Origin of the sequence: Paenibacillus sp. FSL W8-0426, from assembly GCF_037969725.1 — a bacterium.
Taxonomy (GTDB): Bacteria; Bacillota; Bacilli; order Paenibacillales; family Paenibacillaceae; genus Paenibacillus; species Paenibacillus hubeiensis.
The window spans coordinates 424,082-442,287 of sequence record NZ_CP150203.1 but is presented as its reverse complement, the minus strand read 5'-3'; the positions used below and the strand labels follow the sequence as shown (position 1 = coordinate 442,287).

Here is an 18,206-nt window from a genome sequence, read left to right as displayed (position 1 = left end):
TGTGATCCGTATCACAGGAAAACCATTCCAACTTACCTGAAGGTGATTTTTTGATTCTTTTTCACGGATTTAAACCGGCATGGACCAAGAGACACTGGTCCTTTGCCATCTCCTTGTTGCTCTTTTGCTGCCTTGCCATGCCGCAATGGGCATCCGCTCACGCCTATATCGTTAAGGCCAGCCCGGGCGAGAACGAGACGGTTGCCTCCGCACCGGCTCTACTCACGCTGGAATTCAACGAATCGCTGCAGACGGCCTTCTATGACGTCGTGATTACCGGACCGGACGGCAACCGGGCGGACGATGGCAGCGTGCGCATCGATGAAGCCAAACCGCATGTGCTGGAAACCGGGCTTCGTAGCGGACTTGGGAACGGAACGTATGCGGTAAGCTGGAAAGCCGTATCTGCCGACGGGCACCCCATTCAAGGCGTTTATGTATTTCATATCGGTGCACCGTCAGGAGCGCCACCGGGACTTGAGAACCTGACCTCAGGTTCCGGAGCGGAGCAAGGCGGCGGCCCGCTCAAATGGCTGGTATCGTTGACCGACTGGATTCAATACTTGGGACTGTCCACGATCCTTGGCACGCTGGCCTTCCTGCTCTTTCGGATCGTACCGAAGTCCATCGCCGGCGAAGCGTTGGACGTGCCGCGCAGCCACAGGTTGTTATGGATAAGCTATGCCGCCGCGTCCGCTGCGGCGATCATCAGCCTGCCGCTAAACACGATCTATGAATCGGGCGTGGCCATCGGCGAATTCAGCTGGTCGCTCATCGGCAGCGCGCTAAAACTGACCTCCTTCGGACAGCTCTGGCTCGTCCAAATGCTGCTCCTGATGCTGCTCGCTGTGACCATCCTGTCCGGATATGATCGCGATCGTTCAGTGAAGGCGCGGCACTGGAATTCCTATGGCTCGCTAGTCCTTGTCCTGGGCTGGCTGTTCACCCATGCCATGACCGGGCACCCGGCGGCTGCGGAGGAGAAGGTACTGGCGATTGCCATGGACTACATCCACCTGGTCGGAGCCTCATTTTGGATCGGCGCCCTGGCGGCTATGGCTGTATGTTTGCCGCCGCTAACGGACAGACTCCCCGCGTCCTTGAGAGGAGAAGCTTACTGGGCGTCCATTCGCCGCTTCTCGGCCTGGGGAATCGGTGCCGTGGCCGCTCTGGTTGCTACGGGGATCTATAGCAGCCTGGTCATTTTGCCCGAGCCGATCCTGACATCGCTGTTCACGACCGCTTATGGCTATGTCTTGTTGGCCAAAGTGCTGCTGCTCATGGCCATGCTGGCACTCGCATGGCGCCACGCTGCGCTTGCTCGCACCGGAACGGGGGACCGGCTTTCGGGAAGCCTCAAGGCTGAACTGGTCGCAGGCGCTGTCGTGCTCGCTCTTGCCGCCGTCCTGACACATCTGTCGCCAGGACAACCGGCCGCATCGGGGCCGTTTCAGGAAACGCAAGCGATCCAGGACGGATCGGCGATCACGCTCCAGATCAGTCCCAACGTTACGGGTGAAAATACCTTTACTGTGGATATCAAACGGGCAGACGGAACAACCGTCAACGATCTGGAACAGGTTACGCTTTCCCTGACTCATTTGGATATGGATATGGGCATCTATGAGATTACCATTCCCAAAAACGACGCCGGCATCTATAAAGCCGAGGATTATCTCTCCATGCCCGGCCATTGGCACGTCAAAGTACACGCACTGACAAGGTCCCTGGATTCACTGGATGCCGAATTCGAATTCGAGACAAACAATCCCTGAATAGGCGATGATCCTTTTCCAAACCTTGGCTTTACCATTAAAAAACAAAGTTACGCATTACGAAAGGGGTTACTCAAGTTGAAAAAAACGTCATGGATGTCCAAACTTGCTTCCACTTTAACTGCCGGAGCCGCCGCCCTCATGCTCTTTGCCGGGTTCGCCAGCGCTCACGTTACCGTCAATCCCTCTGTCGCACAGACAGGAGCATGGCAAACGTATACGATCAAGATTCCGTCCGAGAAGGACATCGCCACGACCAAAATCGCCTTGAAAATACCTGAGGGCGTTTCGTTCAAACAATACCAGCCGCTGGCCGGTTGGAAAGTAACCACCGAAAAGAACGATTCCAACGAAGTCACTATGGTCACTTGGGAAGTGGACGGCGATAACGAAGGGATTCTGGCCGGACAATTCCAACAATTTAACTTTGTTGCCCAGAACACGGATCGCGAAGCGGAAGTTGCCTGGGATGCGTTCCAATATTACAGCGATGGCAGCATCGTGGAATGGACAGGCGAATCGAATGCGGATTACCCGCACAGCATCACGACCATTACGGCCAATCCCGACGCCGCAGATTCCGCGGCGGACAGTCATGGCCATGACAGCGACGGAACAGCCGGCAGCACGAACAAGGCAAGCGATGGCAGCAAGTCCAACGACAATACCACGCTTGGCGATGCATTAAGTGATACGGTAACCGGAGAGCCGAACAACACCGACTCCGATCCCGGTACGCTGAGATTGCAGCAGGCTACGCTGATCGTTTCTATTTTGGCATTGATCCTGTCCTTCCTCGGTATCGCACTGGCCACACGTCGCAAAAAAAGATGATCATGCACTTCTTCAATGAGACGTTAAACGCTCCACATCTTCATCAGGAAAGATAAGCTCTGAAATAAAAAGAAGCCATCGGACCGCACGGAATACCCGTGAGCCGTGGCTTCTTTCTGCTTTGCTTCTGCTCGTCCATAGCGCCTTGCGGATTCGGCATTTGTCTATCGTGCGGGGAATGAAGGCCAGCACGATCTCATCCATACTGCCGGATAGCCGATTCCATCAGCTGCTCGCCAACCAACTCGGCATACGTTTCACAGCGGCTCAGCAATTCATCATGCGTACCGGCGTCGATCAGCTCGCCCTGATCAAGCACATATATCTTATCCGCATTCCGAATCGTGCTAAGGCGGTGGGCTATGATGATTTGGGTGCATTTGAGCATGCTCAAATTGCGTGAAATGGTTGCCTCCGTAATCGTATCGAGTGCGCTGGTCGCCTCGTCCAGAAGCAATATTTTGGGCCTGCTGACCAGCGCCCTCGCCAAGGCAACCCGCTGTTTTTGCCCACCAGACAGATTGGACCCCGCTTCCGATATCAAAGTGTTGTAATTCATCGGCATTTTCTGAATATCTTCGTGAATGTCCGCCAGCTTGGCGGCGAAAACGACCTCTTCCATAGTTGCTTGCTCCGCATGAAGCCTGATATTGTCACATACCGTTCGGTTGAACACGAAGTTATCCTGAAGCACAATACTGATCTGGTTACGAATCTCCTGCTGCCTTAAATCCTCCATATCTACGCCGTCAAAGAAAATCTTGCCTTGGGTAGGCGCATACAACCCTACCAGCAATTTTGCCAACGTGCTTTTGCCCGAACCGGATTTGCCGACCAAAGCAACCCGTTCGCCGGCCTTGATCTGCATGCTGATGCTCTTCAAGGCTTCCGATCCATAATCGGTATATTTGAAGCTGACCTGTTCGATCGCAACTTCGCCTGACAACTTAAAATCCGTCAGGTTGTTATCCGTTTCTTTTTCCTTAAATCTCTCGCCCTCTTCCGCCTGGATGACGTCATAGATCCGATCAAGCAGCGTGTCCGCCATGACAAACTCATTCAGCATCAACGCCAACGCATTCAACGGGCCAAGAAACAGGGCAGCCAGTGACTGAAATGATACAAGCATGCCCAATGTCATGTTCCCCTGCATGATTTGGTACAAGCCCACCAACAAAATCAGCATGGGCGCCACGAAATTAAGCGTATTCGTTACCGTATTGACCCGGGTTTGAAAGATCGACTTCTCCTTGATCGTGGCCAATTGACGTTTGAACAGTTCCCGCCACGTATCCTCTGTTCGCTCTTCAATGCCCAGTGATTTGATCGTCGATATTCCCTCAAGCACTTCCGTCATGAACGACCCCGCAAGGCTTTGCGCGACGATTTGAGTCTGGGTCAGCTTCTTGAATCTGCTGCGCGTCCATCCGAAAATCGCCACCTGCAGCACGCCGATGCCCAATAACGTAAAAGCGATCACCCGGGACTGGATAACGATATACGTGAAGGTCACTACGATCAGAAATAAGTTGATCAGGGTGGAGATCATTTTTTGGGATACGATTTCCCGAATGGTCGTATTGCTGTTCAGCCGCATCATCAGATCGCCGCGGGACCGAATCTCGAAATACTGGTATGGCAGTTTCAACATATGGGACACGAAACGAGTCGTCAATTGTGCATCGAGCAGTTCCTGCAGCTTGACGATACACATATCCTTGATATAGCTGAAACCGATCTGAAACAGGGTCAATGCCGCGATGCTGACGATCAGCACCGAAAAAATGGACTGCCCGCTCTCTCCCATCGCCGTATCGATGGATATCTGCATCAGGAAGGGGAAAGCAACCGATACGAGTTGAAGTCCCAGTGCCAACGCTACCGTCCAGGCAAAATATTTTTTGTTGCTGCGGATGAGTTCTCCGAAATAGCCAACCTTGCTGATTTTTTTACCCGTTAAAGGCACGAAATGTTCATTGGGGTGCACGAGCAGAAAAATGCCGGAATATTTTTCTTCGAATTCTTTCCGGTCAAGCGTGACCCTGCCCAGCGCCGGGTCAGCCACCACATATTGCCCGCCTGCCCTAATCTGCTCCAGGACGACGAAATGCCTGTTTTCCCAGAAGCAAATGACCGGCAAAAATTCGTTGCTCATCTGCTCCATGGATGCCCGTTTGGCAATTCCGTTCAACTGATAGCTCTCGGCCACTTCCTTCATTTTGAGCATGGAGCTTCCGTCACGGCCATTGCCGAGCATAGCGAAACGCTCCTTCAGCTCGGCAAAGTCTGCCTCATAACCGTAATAGGAAAGCAGCATGTGCAGGCAGCTCGGCCCGCAATCATACTGGTTCATCTGCAATTTAATAGGAACGCGGCGTCGCTTTCCCCGCCATAGCCCGAGCACCTTTCCCTTAGGCATAAGGCTGCTCCCCCGCATAGGTTTCAACTCTGCTCGGAATGCCCTCCAAATGAAGCGTCCCTTCCGGATCCGTTCGGTTGTCGCTCCGTGGTCCTTCCATCATGAGTACGGAAGGCAAGTCGGGATTATGAAGCCTTAGCAGCTGGTATCCGATTCCCGCCAAGCCAAGCATCAATCCGGGGATCTGCTGGCGGCCGGGAACGCCGCATCTCCAATGATGCCCGTCTTTGCGTACCTGCCTTACGATGTGGCCTGCCATATCGTAAGCATACTGTTCCAGCTCACGATCGCCGAAATGACTGGAAGCCAGCAGCAGCAGCTCCAGATTCCCCATATCGCCATGACATAGCGAATAGCTTACTTCCGTGAATCCGTCGTCGATCGTTTTCGCTACGGCGCGATGAATGTCCGTCTCCACGCTCTGGGCTGCGGCAGATGATCCAAGCTGCTCCGCAATGCCCACTCGAGCTATACCAACGCCCGGCGCACCGTTGCACCAGTACATGACATAATGATTCTCCGGCTCGCTTCCATCGGTGAATCGAAGGTCTTTCCAGTTGTTCAATTCCGGGTTGTATAGGCTTTCTTCATATTCCAGTCCCTTCAGGCAAGCATCCAAATATTTCGTCTGGCCGGTCACGCGGTACAACCGGGCAAGCGCAAGGCAGATTCCCGCATTTCCATGGGCAATTCCGCTGAGCGGCGTTTTATTGATGGCCGAAGTGACCCAGGCGATTCCGCTTTCCATGGGACGCGCCATTTCCAACAAACGATCGCCGCAGCGTCTGGCCACCTCCAAAGCCCTTCCGAAGGATTGGGAGACGTACATGTCTACGCAGGCGATCAGCGTACCCGCACAACCGGATATCACGTCAAGCTGCTGATCGTCATCGATCATCTCTTCCAGAATGTCCAGCAATTCAAGCGTATCCGCATGGATTGCCGGTTCGGAACAGACGCTGGATCGATGCATCAGCAGGTAAAGCAGCGAACCGTATCCCGTGAACAAGGAAACGTTCCTGTCCATTTTTTTGCGGATCATCTCCCAGGCCGTCTCCGTGCACCGATCCACCATTTCCAAATACTCGCTCTTTCCGGTCTCCTTGCTCAGATAGAGATAGAAAAAGGCAATTCCCGTTACCCCGTTATACAGACCAAGCTCGGAGGATTTGTAGATCAGCTTCTCGTCGGCATCCATTCCCATGCTTATCCACGATACGGACTGACCGTCGTCTCCCGCAATGGCAATTTCTTTTATGTAATCCCCGATCCTCGATGCTTCAAGCAGGTAATCCTCGGCGGACAACGTGGTGCGCTTTCCTTCTATTTGTTCCGCCCTGACGCGATCCTTGCTTTTTTCCATGGCGAAGGAACGTTCAAGCACATATTTCGTTTGAATGGTTCGTTCTGCGAACTCCCACTGCATCTCCAGATCTTCCGGGCACATTCGCATAACCTTGTCCGCCGTCAGCGTCAAAATGTCCGATGCATACACGCCATCGATCGGCTCATGATCCGAATGGTGAAACAAAAGCTTGTCTCCGATCCTCGTCTTGAACATCGGTACATCCCCGTGCAGCAGATCATAATACTCGTATGCGAACAATCTTTTCCGGTTCCGATCCTGGCGAACGATCATCCACATCATGTCGAAAAGAAGGTTCCGATCCAGCGCATTTTTTAAATATTTGGGATGCGAACTTGCTTCGATCAGGCTGAAATAGGAAACGGTAGGACGGACGATGGTTCGCACCGTGCAACCGTGAAAATACGAAGACAGCGCATCGACAAAGGACTCTTTGCTTTCCATGATAAGGGAATACGTGCGGTAGAAGCCTGTCTTCAGGTTCTGGATGTACCGCTCGGGATTGATCGGCTTATTGCGGTAGGAAGGCAAATGATTGAATCGGGTTACGCTAACCTTCGTTCGTTTGATTCGCATCGTATCTGTATTTTTGTCCAAAATTTCATACGTATTGAGTACTTGGTCCACATCGCCCGCCAGCCCGCTCAAGTCGCTGTGGTACAAGGCATTGGCATCGAGCGTAGGAAGCATGCTTGTTTTCAGCAGCGAATCATTCAGGATGGCCATCGTTTTCTCGAGCGCCGTTCCCCCTATCTGGTCATCGTTATACTGGAAGGGTTGATTGTGCAGAAGGGACTCCAAATCGATAAAGAATGGATGCTCGCCATGAACAACGATATTTTCCATGTGCATATCGGTCGCGTTCAACGCATACAAGACGGCGAGATATTGCCCCTGCCGCTCGAAAAATCGTTCCACTTCTTCAAGGCTTGCAGCCTCCTTATAAGGAATGAACTCCTGCCATCCATAATCCGACCGATCCAGCGACTTGATCATTCGAAAAGGCAGCGCGATCTGCCGATCATTGAACCATTGCAGCAGCTTGGCAAAAGCCGTGTCAATCCCCATATCTCTCGGCTTGTACATCAGGCTGGCACCGCTGGCAAACTGCAACCGCATCACGCTTGCCCCGCCATTGTGGGAATCTCCCAGATAAGCGACATCCTCCAGCCGGTCCAAATTAAAAGCAAACACCTCTTCCAGGTCACGACGATCCAGCGTAAGCCTATCCAGAACGGTCAGCAGATTTAGCGCAATCCGCCGGGTCTGCTCGACAATGGCTCTGGCCAGTACGGGGTAATCGATGAGCAGGTTAAGAATCTGATGCCGATGCTGCAAGTTCTCCCTGACGAAATATTTATACCTCTCGGCAGGATGATCTCCCTTCAATTCTCCCTGTAGTCTCGACCTGTTCAACTCATAAATCAGCATTTTGGCGGACAGGTGAAACACTTTATCCGATACGGTTTTGAGCACCAGCCCCGTGATGCGCCTGCGGTCCAGCCACTCATAGCCTTCGTGCATGCCCTCCTGCAAAATATGAATGACTCGTTGCAGAAATGGCCTGGAAAATTCAAAAAACGGAATTTCTTCCGTCTCGCCCCCGATATAATATTCGATTTCATAATCTTCGTTCTCCAAAAAGGTGCGCTTCAGCTCCCAATACCATTCCATGTGCGTGTAAGCATCGGACCAATCCTCATGTTCAGACAATGAACGAACCTCTTCAAACGTCATATGCTCAGCCTCAAAACGTTCCTCCAAAAGCTGCCGGTCACCGAAATACTTCTCGATCCAATCGGCCATCCGACCTCCTGATTCCTCCGGTCCTGCGGTACGGTTATGCAGAGACGACCATGAGGCGGGTCCAGACGACACGGCCTGCTTGAAGCGTTCATATTTTTCGTTCAGGTATAGGGCATTGTTCCATCGAACATCCCCCAGTAGTTCTTGCATGCTCATTTTTCCCAACTCCTGTCCTGTGCGAGATGATATAAAGCCCTATAAGAAAAAACGTCCATCTACGTAACTTTAAGGAAGATGGTCCGTTCTTAGACGAAGTTAATTTTGCGATATAGAATGGTTCAGCTCCGCTGAAACCTGTACGTTCCATAATTTTAAAAAATTCAAGCACACAACTGATAACAGCCATGTGCTTGAAGATGATCAAAAGAACTTAGCAACAAGTCAACCAGGAAGAAGGCGAAACCGAATTATAATGACACTCATGACTCACCGTGCAGAACACGCCGCCGCTTTTCGCAGCCTCGATGGCCGCTACCGCGCCCGTAATGACCATGAGCTCGTCATCACTGATGTCTTCGATTGCTCCCAATGCTTCAAAATTGAATTCTTTCATTGAGAAAACCTCCATTCGAATAATTTTTTTATGAATAGCTTAAATTAAGCTAAACACCACATTAAATAAACATTTTATTACATTATTTAAATATTTTGTAAATCTTCTATACTCATAATCTACCATACTATTCTAGTATTTGTAAATAGTTTCCTTAAATTTCTTTCCAACATTTTTACAAAAAATGCAGCCTGCCTACAATGCCTCGTCACTCCAAGTTCTTTTGCCAGTTCAAAGAATGCACTCCTCAAAGCATTGAACGATCCAATGAATCATATAAAACGTCCTTATGTATCTTTCTATCGTTGTTATAGGCATAAACATCAAAGAGTCCCGTCCCCGAAAGATACCTATCGGGATAGGGGAAGCTCTATAACAGCCCACAAACCTGCTCCAACGTCGCTTTTCAAGATCAGCTTGCCCTTGTGAGCTTGGGCAATTCGCGAAACCATAGGTAAGCCCAAGCCGTGTCCTTGCCGGGAAGGACGTTTTCGCCCTGCGGCGTAGGGCAGCATGACGACATCGGACAGTTCCTCCTTGGCAATGCCTTGGCCGTCATCGGACACCACAAAATGACAAAAGCCATCGGTTGAAGAACGCAATGTTTGCAGCCGGATCGTGCATCCTTCGGAGTTGTGCCGGATACTGTTCTGTATTAAATTCGTGACGGCCCGATATAGAAGACGCTCATCGCCCATCACCTGCAAACTTTCGTCCTGTACTTGAAGCACGATGTCGTACCGATCATCCAACCCGTTGTTCAAAAAGTCGGATACGACCTGTCTCGCGAGCACAGAGAGCCGGATCGGCTTCATCTGCAGCGGCTGCATCTCGTATTCGAGCATGGATACCAGGTTGAGATCGCTGACGAGCGAACGCAGGCGTTCTCCTTGCCGACGGATGATCCCAGCTTGATGGCTGGCCTCCTCAGGCAGCTCCTCCCTCTCCTCCAGCTCGCTTGCGTAACCCAAAATCATGGAGAGCGGCGTCCGTATGTCATGCGATATGCCTGCGATCCAGTTCGAGCGGGCCTCGTCCCTTGCCTTTAATGCCTCGTTTTTTTCCTGCAGCATGCGGGACGCGGAGTTGATGCTCTGGGAAAGGTCGCTGAAAATACCGCCGTTCTCCACATGCACGGGCTTTCCTTTTGCAAGCGCATGGATGCTTTCCATGAGTGGACGGATGCTGCGAATCAGGCGTGTTCCGATCAGTATGGACACCACCAACGCCAGAACTACGTTGCATACCAATAGCAGCAGGATGCGCAGCGGAAGGGATCTCAACCAATCTGCGAGAAAATCAAGCTGATATTTCCCGTGGGAGTTCTTGGGGTATCCTACCACTAACAGACCGTTCGCGTGTTCCCACACATACACCGGGTACTCCATGAGATAATATCTGGAAAACTTTGCGACATCGGTTACGCTGTACGATCGTGGAATTTCAGTCGGCAAATGCTCGCTCCACTGCACCTTCCCCTGCTCGTCCAGCAGCATCGCCCAAGCCTGATGCGCACCAAGCAGGCCGGAGGATTCCGCATTTAGCTCATAACCTCCCTGTCCATCCTCCGCAAGACCGCTTGAGAGCTGCTTCACAACCGCTTCAGGCGAAGGACCCTCATGAAGCTCTTTAAAGATCAATGAACCGAGCAGGATTAAGTTGAATATGAGAAGCACAACGGATACGAGAATGGTGGAACCGACGAATCGCCTGAGAATGCGGACGGCCCCATCCATTAACGCGCCTCCTGAACAGCGAGCAGCTTATACCCCAGCCCCCGCACGGTCAGCAAATACATCGGCTTGGACGGGTCCTCCTCAATCTTCTCCCGGATGCGGCGCACATGAACCATCAGCGTGTTTTCATATCCGAAGCTTTCATCCCCCCAGACTGCCTGGCATAGTGCATCGCTCGTTACGATTCGGCCCTGATTCTCGTACAGCTTGACCAGAATGGCATGCTCCTTGGCCGTCAGGGGATGCTCGCTATCCCCCCTTTGCACCGTTGCGCTTTCCAAATCGATGACTTGCGAACCGAGGCGAAACACAGGCAATCTTTCCACGACCGGTGCCGCGTATACCCGTTTCAAAATAGCCATTAGCCGCAAAATCAACTCTCTCGGCAAGAAGGGCTTTACCATGTAATCGTCCGCGCCCAAGCCAAGGCCCAGCAATCGATCCTCATCTTCGCCTCGGGCCGACAAGAACAATACAGGCATATCCGAGAATGAGCGAATGGACGAGAGCAGGGAAAAACCGTCTCCGTCCGGAAGCATCACGTCCAGAATCGCGGCATCCGGCTTTTCCATCCTGCATACCGAGAGTGCATTGGCAAAGTTGTCTGCCGTGTATACCCGAAAAAAACCTTCTTTTCGCAAAAACCGTTCAATCATCTCCCGTATTTCGGGTTCATCGTCCACGATCAATATTTTTTTGTTCTTCATTGTATCCAATTCACATCACCTTTTTTTAAACTAGGTACGCTTCCGGTGCGGCGGTACGGTTCCCCGGCACTGCACTAAGAACTTTCTTCGGCTTTTTCCAACATTCCATGAATTTACATCTACAGACTTTTTTCTTATTATACATGATAAAGGCATTCACCCGATATTTTCCAATTTCATTTAAGGTAAATGTAAGGTTACCTTCAGCGGGGAGCAAGGCGATGACGCTATATTGGGGACAACGGGATAAATCGAGTTGAAATGGAGTTGAGACGACGATGAGCATACAACCCATCGTAGAAACACGGCAGTTGACCAAAACCTACGGCGGCGTAGAGCGCGTGCATCAAGTCAACCTTTGCGTGGAAACCGGACAAATCTATGGATTTTTGGGTCCCAACGGGGCCGGCAAAACAACGACACTAAAAATGCTGCTAGGCTTGATCAAACCTACGGAAGGCACCATACGGGTTTTTGGCAAAGACCTGAGCAAGCATCGTCCCACGATCCTGAACCAGACGGGTTCGCTGATCGAATCCCCCTCCTACTACGGCCATCTGACCGGATTGGAAAACATGAGAGTGATGCAGCGGTTGCGGAATGCTCCTGCGAAAAATATCGACAAGGTGCTGCAAATCGTCCGCCTCGAAAATCAGAAGCACAAGCAGGCGGATCAATATTCGCTCGGCATGAAGCAGCGTCTCGGGATCGCCATGGCTTTGCTTGCCTTTCCCAAACTGCTGATTCTGGATGAACCCACGAACGGCCTTGACCCTTCCGGTATCGGCGAGATCCGCGAGCTGATCAAGTCCCTGCCGGGGCAATATGGCATCACCGTGCTGCTCTCCAGCCACCTGTTATCCGAAATCGAGCAGATTGCCACATCCGTCGGCATCATCAGTGACGGGAGATTGATGTACCAAGGAACGATGCAGGAACTGCAGGCCAGCAACAGGGCAACGATCCATTTCCAAACGGCAGATCCTGCCCGGGCGGAGAAAATTTTGCTTACGCAGGGTTATATGCCCAAAACAAAAGAAAAACAGCTGGTCTTCGACTATCTCCGCGATGAGGAAGTGTCCCGCTTGAACAGAATTCTGGTGGAACAGGAAATCGCCGTAACGCGCATCGAAGAGCACAAAAAAAGCCTGGAGGACATCTTCCTTGATCTTACCGGGAAGGAGCGGAGTTTATAATGAAGGCACTCGCGCTGGAGTATTTCAAAATTCGACGCAAAAAGATTTGGGTCATGCTGACCCTGTTTCTCGCCGCCGAGATGATCTGGGCAGCGATGTCTATCAGTATTTCCATCTCCCGCAGCGCGTCTAACGCAAACTGGGAGGCCCTCATTTTCAGCATCGCTTCCATGAACGGATTGTTCCTTCCCATCATCTCGGCGATTGTCGTCTCCCGCATCTGCGACATGGAGCACAAGGGCAGCACCTGGAAAATGCTGATGACTACCAATATCGGGCGCAATGAGGTATACACCGCCAAGTACGTCTGTTCCAACAGCCTGATTCTGTACGGCATTCTGGCTCAGGCCGTGTTCATCGTCGCTTTTGGTCTTTCCAAAAACATACCGGGCCCTCTCCCGTTCTCCCTGCTCGGGCAGTTCGTGATCGGGACACTGCTTACGACGCTTGCGATTACCGCTCTTCAACAATGGTTATCGCTCACCGTCCATAACCAGGCCTTTGCGCTGTGCCTTGGCATGCTCGGAGGATTCGTCGGAACGACATCAGGCTTGTTTCCCGCAGGCGTTCGGCACCTTTTTATCTGGTCCTACTACATGGATCTCACTCCGGTGACGTATATTTACGGCGCTTCCTCGGGGTCTTACGTTTCTGGCAGCCTGCCTAGCGGACTGCTTGCCGCCGCCCTGCTCATGGCAATCTTGTTTTACATCGCGGGCAATATCCATGTCTCACGACAAGACGTGTAAGGAGGAAACCACATGATCCGAAGCATTTCCGCCGAATGGCTCAAGCTGAGGCATTCCCGGATCAGCCTGGTGTTGGCCATTCTGCCCATTATCAGCCTGCTGATCGGATGCTTCAACTATTATTTCAACCAGGCCGCACTTCAGAACGGATGGTACAGCCTTTGGACGCAGGTGAGCCTGTTTTACGGGGAGTTTTTTCTGCCGATCCTAATCGCGATATGCTGCGCCTTCGTCTGCAGACTGGAGCATAACAATCGTAATTGGAACATGGTGCTCTCGTCCCCGATGTCCGTTACCAGCTTCTTTATGGCAAAATTGGTTATCGTCGGCGTGCTGATTCTGGCAGCCCAAGGGTTCTTTATGCTTATGTATTGGGCTGCAGGGAAGCTGTTTGCCATTCCTGACGCCTTCCCCATGGAGACCATCATATGGAGTCTGCGCGGTTGGTTCGCATCCCTATCGATCGCCGCTTTGCAGCTCGGCCTGTCGATCCGCATCCGCAGCTTCGCCACGCCGATCGGTATCGGCCTGTGCGCCGTCTTCCTTGGCTTGGGGATGTACGTACTCAAAATCGGCATGCTGTTTCCCCATTCTCTGCTGACCATCGGCATGGGCGTCCTGAGCCAGACAGGACTCACACGGGCCCAGAACGTCCTGTTTATGTTGATGAATATCGCGTTTATACTGATTTTTGCTTTCTGGTCGATACATCGCCTGAAAACCAAGGACATCGTCTCGTCCTAAAACAAACGTCATCATCCATTAAGGAGGGTAGGTCCCCATGAAAAAAGCATTCACCTTACTGGCTGTGGGACTGGTCATCTTGACTGGCCTGTGGCTGTTTTTCATGAATCCGGCCAAGCTGACCCCAGACAATCCGGCAGGCAAAACGATTTATTACACCGTCGTAAATCAGGAAAGCGCCACGACGGATAGCAATGGCCGATACGCGTATGAGCTGACCGGTTACACGGATGAGGGAAAATCGAAACAACTCAGCTTTACCGCAAGCAAGCCGCTTCAGCAGGGCGCATTCCTGAAATTGTACGTAACCACCTTGCGCGGAGTCACACATTGGGAAGAGGTCAGTGCAAATGATCTTCCTGGCGAAGCACGACAGTTATCTTCCCAATAGCATCCGGAATCGCCTACGGAAGTGTGCCGTATTCATCTCCTCGCACCAAACAACCCCGGTAATACGGACGGAGGGCAGCTGCCTCCGTTCATATTGCCGGGGTTCAGTTTATAAAGTCCATGGAATTTATTTTATGAACCGGATCGGATGGGGTGCAAATGGCTTACCTCGACTGGTCCGTCTGGATCATGGCCTCAATATACTGCAATAAACTCCGCTTCTGCTCCTCAATGGATTGTATGCGGCTCGACAGACCTGCAAAAAAGGCTTCGATCTGCTGCCTGACATGATCGGCCGATTGCCCTTTCCAGTCTTCCAACCGTTTGTAAAGCGCCCTCGCTTCCTGTTCATCCGCCTGCAGGCGCACCAGCAGCTGGGACAGCTCCCTTTCCGCAGTCCGGAGATCATTGAGCTCTACAAGCAATTGTCCGTTCACTTCGCTCCCTCCTTATGTACACCCTCTAACCAGGCAACAAGTGACCATGCCCTATCGGGCAAAACTAACCTGCGTTTGGTCCGCCTGCCGGAATTCTTCGGCTTTTTGCTCAATGAAGTTCAAAAACTGGCTTGTGTGTTTCATATGCCAAGTACCCAGTTCGTTCATCGAGGCATCCAATTGGCCAACGATCGGCTCCAGCCTTCGGCTGCGGCTGGAATGCAGATATTGCATCATGCGGCCCCGCACCGCGTTCAGTTCCCCGTTGCATTGCTGGGCATGCTGCTTCCAGCGAGTGGCCACGTCTTTGAGTTCTTCCGGGGTAACCTGGATCGTGCCCGCAACCGCCCCCATGGCAATTTCGCCTGCGCGAATGCCAATGTTACGCATAAACAGGGCAAGATCACTCAGCGCGTTGGACGGCTGTCTTGGCGTGCGTGCGATCCGTTCGCCGGTGACGGGGTCGTACAATTCGTTGGACACGTAGCCATTTTCGAACTCATAGCGATCCAGGCTATGATAATCTTTGCCCCCGAAGGTGTTTTTGATCTTGTCGATCATGCTCATGTCGTCGTTCATGTCTTGGTAATTCGAATCGATGTAATAGGTAGAGCCGACGTGGCGGTCGTATCCTCCAAAAAACCCGCTGGCCACGAAATCGCCCGGATGCCCGAAATTGATGATCTGGCTGTCGAATTCTCCATCCTCGGCCTTACGCTTCATGCCCGGCGTCAGACTTGAAATGACGGATGGCGCGCTGAACGTGACTGCAGGCAGGCCCGTATACACCGCAGCGTACTGCGCATTACCGCCGCCAAGCGAATGTCCTGTCAGCGAAAAGTCCAGATCCTTGTGTTTTTTCTGCATATCCTTGGCATAATCCTCAGCCTCGTACATCTGGTTTGGTCCAAAGGAAAGGTGTTTATCGATCCCTTTATCCACTTCGCCGAAAAAGTTTTCCACTGCGGTCATGCCCGTAACGTCCTTGACCTTCTGAATGCCGCCTGACAGCCAGTCGGGCCGCAGATCCATGCTTTGATCGATTTTGCGCCCCAACTCGGGAAGCGCAATCTGTCCGTCCGCGAACAAGTCGGGAGCCATGCGATCCAGTCCGGCACTGCCTTCGGTTCCCCGATAAGCGATTACCGCCTGATTGGTTTCCGGGTTGTAAAAGGTCACCGCATCGAATCCCGACCTCTTGTTCCCATGGCTGTCTTCAAGCACCTTCCAGCCCGGCAAGTCCTGCACCTCGTCCCCTTCTTTGAAATCGCGGTAGGCAAGCTGGGACATCGTCTTGTACGTTTCGTCATCGATTTTCTGTCCTTGGCTCAAACTGTTCCCCCCTCCCTATTCGGCCTGCGGCTTCGCGAACGGATCGTATCCATTCGCTATGATGGCTTCCTTGATTTCCGGGCTCATGACGAAGCCCACCATGGTTTTTTTGTCATAGTTATACGAAATGCTGAAGTGTTGTTCCTCGTGTCCCTGAACATGGCCTTCCAGACCGATCTCGTTCATTGCCATTTCGGGCAGCAGCTTCTTGCTGGTAATCGCCACGTCCAATTCATAATTGTTCTTGAAATAACTGACAGCCTTGGCCTCCGCCTCCTTGAACAAGGCTTCTTTTTCGCTTTCCTTCATGTTCTGGCACCCCCCCAATACGAACATAGACAACATCGTCACGACTAACAAAATCACCCAAGGTTTTCTCGGCTTCATGCGGGTCACCTTCTCTTCCCCATTGAGTTTCCTGCGAAAAACAGACGCTGAAGTCAATCCGCCCCATAATGAATCTATGCAGACCCGTTTGCTCCATATCCGCTATTTTGCCTGTTAGATGAATGATAGTACAAAATCAACATCGGCCATATCGGCTGTCAGCATCGTTTTTGTGAAACTTTATTCCTAAAATGATTCGGGCAAAGTGTCCCGGTCTATATTACCCGCTTGTCGGTCCGATGCAACATGCTGTGCTGTTATAACCGGGCTTTCCTTGAACCCTCTGCAATCCTTGTGCCATAACGGCACGAACGCATGCCAAAGAGAGCCGCTTCCCAGCGGCTCTGCGGCTCTCTCCTTTTCCCAGACGATTCTGGGGTTCTCGCTATTATTCCAGCACCATTCGTAGTCCCGTGAGCACGATTCCGATGATAAAACCGGTAACCGCGCCGTTAATCCGAATCCACTGCAAATCTTGTCCCACTTTGTCTTCGATCAGCGAAATCAACGTTTTATTGTCCATTTTCTCGACGTTTTCGCGGACCAGGCTGCCGATCTTGGAATGGTTCTTCTCCAGCAACGTCGTGACGCCTACCACGATTTTGGCGTTGAGCCCGGACAGCAGCTCTTCGTCGGAGCGCAGATCCGTCAGCATCCTGCTGATGGCAGGCAGCGCATACGCCTCTACGTAGGCTCCATCCTCCATGGCGCTAAGGGCCTTGTCGCGCAGCTCGGTCAATTTGTTAAGCACCGTCTGCTCGGCATCCCATTGGTTCAACATGTCGTTCTTCCACATATTCAGCCCGTCTTGCACCTTGGCGCTGAAAGCTAGCTTGGAGGCCTGCTCACGGACAAGGCCAAGCACTTTGTAGCGGAGGGCGCTGCCTTCGCGTTTCATGTCTTCTACCCTGTCGAAAAGATACCCCTGCAAAATCGCGCCCATCTTCTCTTCGTTCATGTAACCCAGAAAAGCGTTCATCGCAAACTGCATTAGCCCATTCATCTGGATGCCGCCGATCGCTTTCATGGCGCTCTCGCCAAGCACGTAGACCGTCTCCGGCTTCACCAGCCATTCCTCAGCCTGCTTCAAGCCATAGTCCAGTGCCTTGGCGTCATACCCTTTTTCGCTCACCTGCGATATCGCCCGTTCCAGAATCGGTCCAAGATCGAATGCCCCGGCTTGCGTTTTGATCTCTGCCGCCACGATGGGAGCAATTTGCTCCAGCGGCAGCCCGGCCAGAATGCGTTTGCAGAGCGTATCCATCATCTGCTTGGCTCCGTCGGTATGCAGTTCCCGCATAAGGGTATCCATCACCATCTCCGCTGCTTTGAATCCGGCGATTTTCTCCGTGATGCTCTCCTTGTTGAGCAGGTTGTTCTCCACGGCAGACACAAGCCCTTCGGTCATTTTCGCCCGATTCTTCGGCAGCAAGGCCGTATGCGGAATCGGAATGCCGAGCGGATGGCGGAACAATGCCGTGACGGCGAACCAGTCCGCAAGTCCTCCCACCAAACCGGCCTCGAACGACCCCACCAGCAATTTGCCGGCAATCGAGCCTTGGAACGGCAAGGATGCGGCAAATCCCGCCCCCATGACGACGAGGGACCAGGCCGCCGCGGTTTTGGTATGTTTCGATTTCTTCATCTCCACTTGCTCCTTTATGGTTAATGACACGCCCCGTTAGTTGCCGTTCGAGCCGCATCCGTTCAATTGAGATCATCCTTCGTCAGCGGAAGCAAAGCCCCTGACTCGTTATACTTCATCTTATCACCCG

At 52.1% G+C, this 18,206-nt stretch carries 15 protein-coding genes; 6 read left to right on the top strand and 9 right to left on the bottom strand.

From position 1 onward, the window contains the following. Positions 1 to 50: 50 nt before the first annotated feature. Entirely contained in the window at positions 51 to 1,775 is a 1,725-nt protein-coding gene (locus MKY59_RS02105; protein WP_339275738.1) for a copper resistance protein CopC, read from the top strand. 78 nt (positions 1,776 to 1,853) lie between these two features. Further along, entirely contained in the window at positions 1,854 to 2,609 is a 756-nt protein-coding gene (locus tag MKY59_RS02100) for a YcnI family protein (RefSeq protein WP_339275736.1), read from the top strand. A gap of 196 nt (positions 2,610 to 2,805) precedes the next feature. Here the strand turns inward: MKY59_RS02100 and MKY59_RS02095 are convergent, their stop codons facing one another. From MKY59_RS02095 to MKY59_RS02075, 5 genes are all read right to left on the bottom strand, one after another. Further along, on the bottom strand, positions 2,806 to 5,028 hold the full coding sequence (locus MKY59_RS02095) for a peptidase domain-containing ABC transporter (protein WP_339275734.1): 2,223 nt from the start codon (positions 5,026 to 5,028) through the stop codon (positions 2,806 to 2,808). After that, positions 5,021 to 8,356: a type 2 lanthipeptide synthetase LanM family protein gene (locus tag MKY59_RS02090; RefSeq protein ID WP_339275732.1), complete on the bottom strand. Its 3,336-nt coding sequence runs from the start codon at positions 8,354 to 8,356 to the stop codon at positions 5,021 to 5,023. Before MKY59_RS02090 ends, MKY59_RS02095 begins: the two co-directional genes overlap by 8 nt. Positions 8,357 to 8,570: 214 nt before the next feature. Further along, on the bottom strand, positions 8,571 to 8,753 hold the full coding sequence (locus tag MKY59_RS02085) for a type A2 lanthipeptide (RefSeq protein ID WP_236417704.1): 183 nt from the start codon (positions 8,751 to 8,753) through the stop codon (positions 8,571 to 8,573). Positions 8,754 to 9,103: 350 nt separating this feature from the next. After that, complete coding sequence (locus tag MKY59_RS02080; RefSeq protein ID WP_339275731.1) at positions 9,104 to 10,489, bottom strand: HAMP domain-containing sensor histidine kinase; 1,386 nt, start codon at positions 10,487 to 10,489, stop codon at positions 9,104 to 9,106. After that, a complete protein-coding gene (locus MKY59_RS02075) occupies positions 10,489 to 11,205 on the bottom strand; it encodes a response regulator transcription factor (protein ID WP_339275729.1) in 717 nt (238 codons plus the stop codon). The genes MKY59_RS02080 and MKY59_RS02075 overlap by 1 nt, the downstream gene beginning before the upstream one ends. A gap of 269 nt (positions 11,206 to 11,474) precedes the next feature. On the opposite strand from MKY59_RS02075, the gene MKY59_RS02070 reads away from it, so the two are divergent. The 4 genes from MKY59_RS02070 to MKY59_RS02055 are packed head-to-tail and all read left to right on the top strand — an operon-like array spanning position 11,475 to position 14,276. Next, a complete protein-coding gene (locus MKY59_RS02070) occupies positions 11,475 to 12,392 on the top strand; it encodes an ABC transporter ATP-binding protein (RefSeq protein WP_236417711.1) in 918 nt (305 codons plus the stop codon). Continuing rightward, positions 12,389 to 13,141: an ABC transporter permease gene (locus MKY59_RS02065; RefSeq protein WP_339278304.1), complete on the top strand. Its 753-nt coding sequence runs from the start codon at positions 12,389 to 12,391 to the stop codon at positions 13,139 to 13,141. Before MKY59_RS02070 ends, MKY59_RS02065 begins: the two co-directional genes overlap by 4 nt. A gap of 12 nt (positions 13,142 to 13,153) precedes the next feature. After that, positions 13,154 to 13,885: an ABC transporter permease gene (locus MKY59_RS02060; protein WP_339275727.1), complete on the top strand. Its 732-nt coding sequence runs from the start codon at positions 13,154 to 13,156 to the stop codon at positions 13,883 to 13,885. Positions 13,886 to 13,922: 37 nt separating this feature from the next. After that, positions 13,923 to 14,276 carry a YxeA family protein gene (locus MKY59_RS02055; protein ID WP_236417713.1) on the top strand — a complete coding sequence of 118 codons (354 nt, stop codon included), beginning with the start codon at positions 13,923 to 13,925 and terminating at the stop codon, positions 14,274 to 14,276. Positions 14,277 to 14,439: 163 nt separating this feature from the next. On the opposite strand, the gene MKY59_RS02050 is transcribed toward MKY59_RS02055, so the two are convergent. The 4 genes from MKY59_RS02050 to MKY59_RS02035 all read right to left on the bottom strand — a co-directional run bounded on the left by MKY59_RS02050 (position 14,440) and on the right by MKY59_RS02035 (position 18,076). Then, positions 14,440 to 14,712: a hypothetical protein gene (locus tag MKY59_RS02050; RefSeq protein ID WP_236417714.1), complete on the bottom strand. Its 273-nt coding sequence runs from the start codon at positions 14,710 to 14,712 to the stop codon at positions 14,440 to 14,442. 51 nt (positions 14,713 to 14,763) lie between these two features. Next, on the bottom strand, positions 14,764 to 16,044 hold the full coding sequence (locus MKY59_RS02045; protein ID WP_236417715.1) for a hypothetical protein: 1,281 nt from the start codon (positions 16,042 to 16,044) through the stop codon (positions 14,764 to 14,766). Positions 16,045 to 16,059: 15 nt separating this feature from the next. Beyond that, positions 16,060 to 16,431, bottom strand: coding sequence for a hypothetical protein (locus MKY59_RS02040; protein WP_236417716.1), 372 nt, complete (start codon positions 16,429 to 16,431; stop codon positions 16,060 to 16,062). A 388-nt stretch (positions 16,432 to 16,819) separates the two neighbouring features. After that, positions 16,820 to 18,076 (bottom strand): DUF445 domain-containing protein, encoded by a 1,257-nt coding sequence (locus MKY59_RS02035; protein ID WP_236417717.1) that lies wholly within the window; start codon positions 18,074 to 18,076, stop codon positions 16,820 to 16,822. Positions 18,077 to 18,206 lie beyond the last annotated feature (130 nt).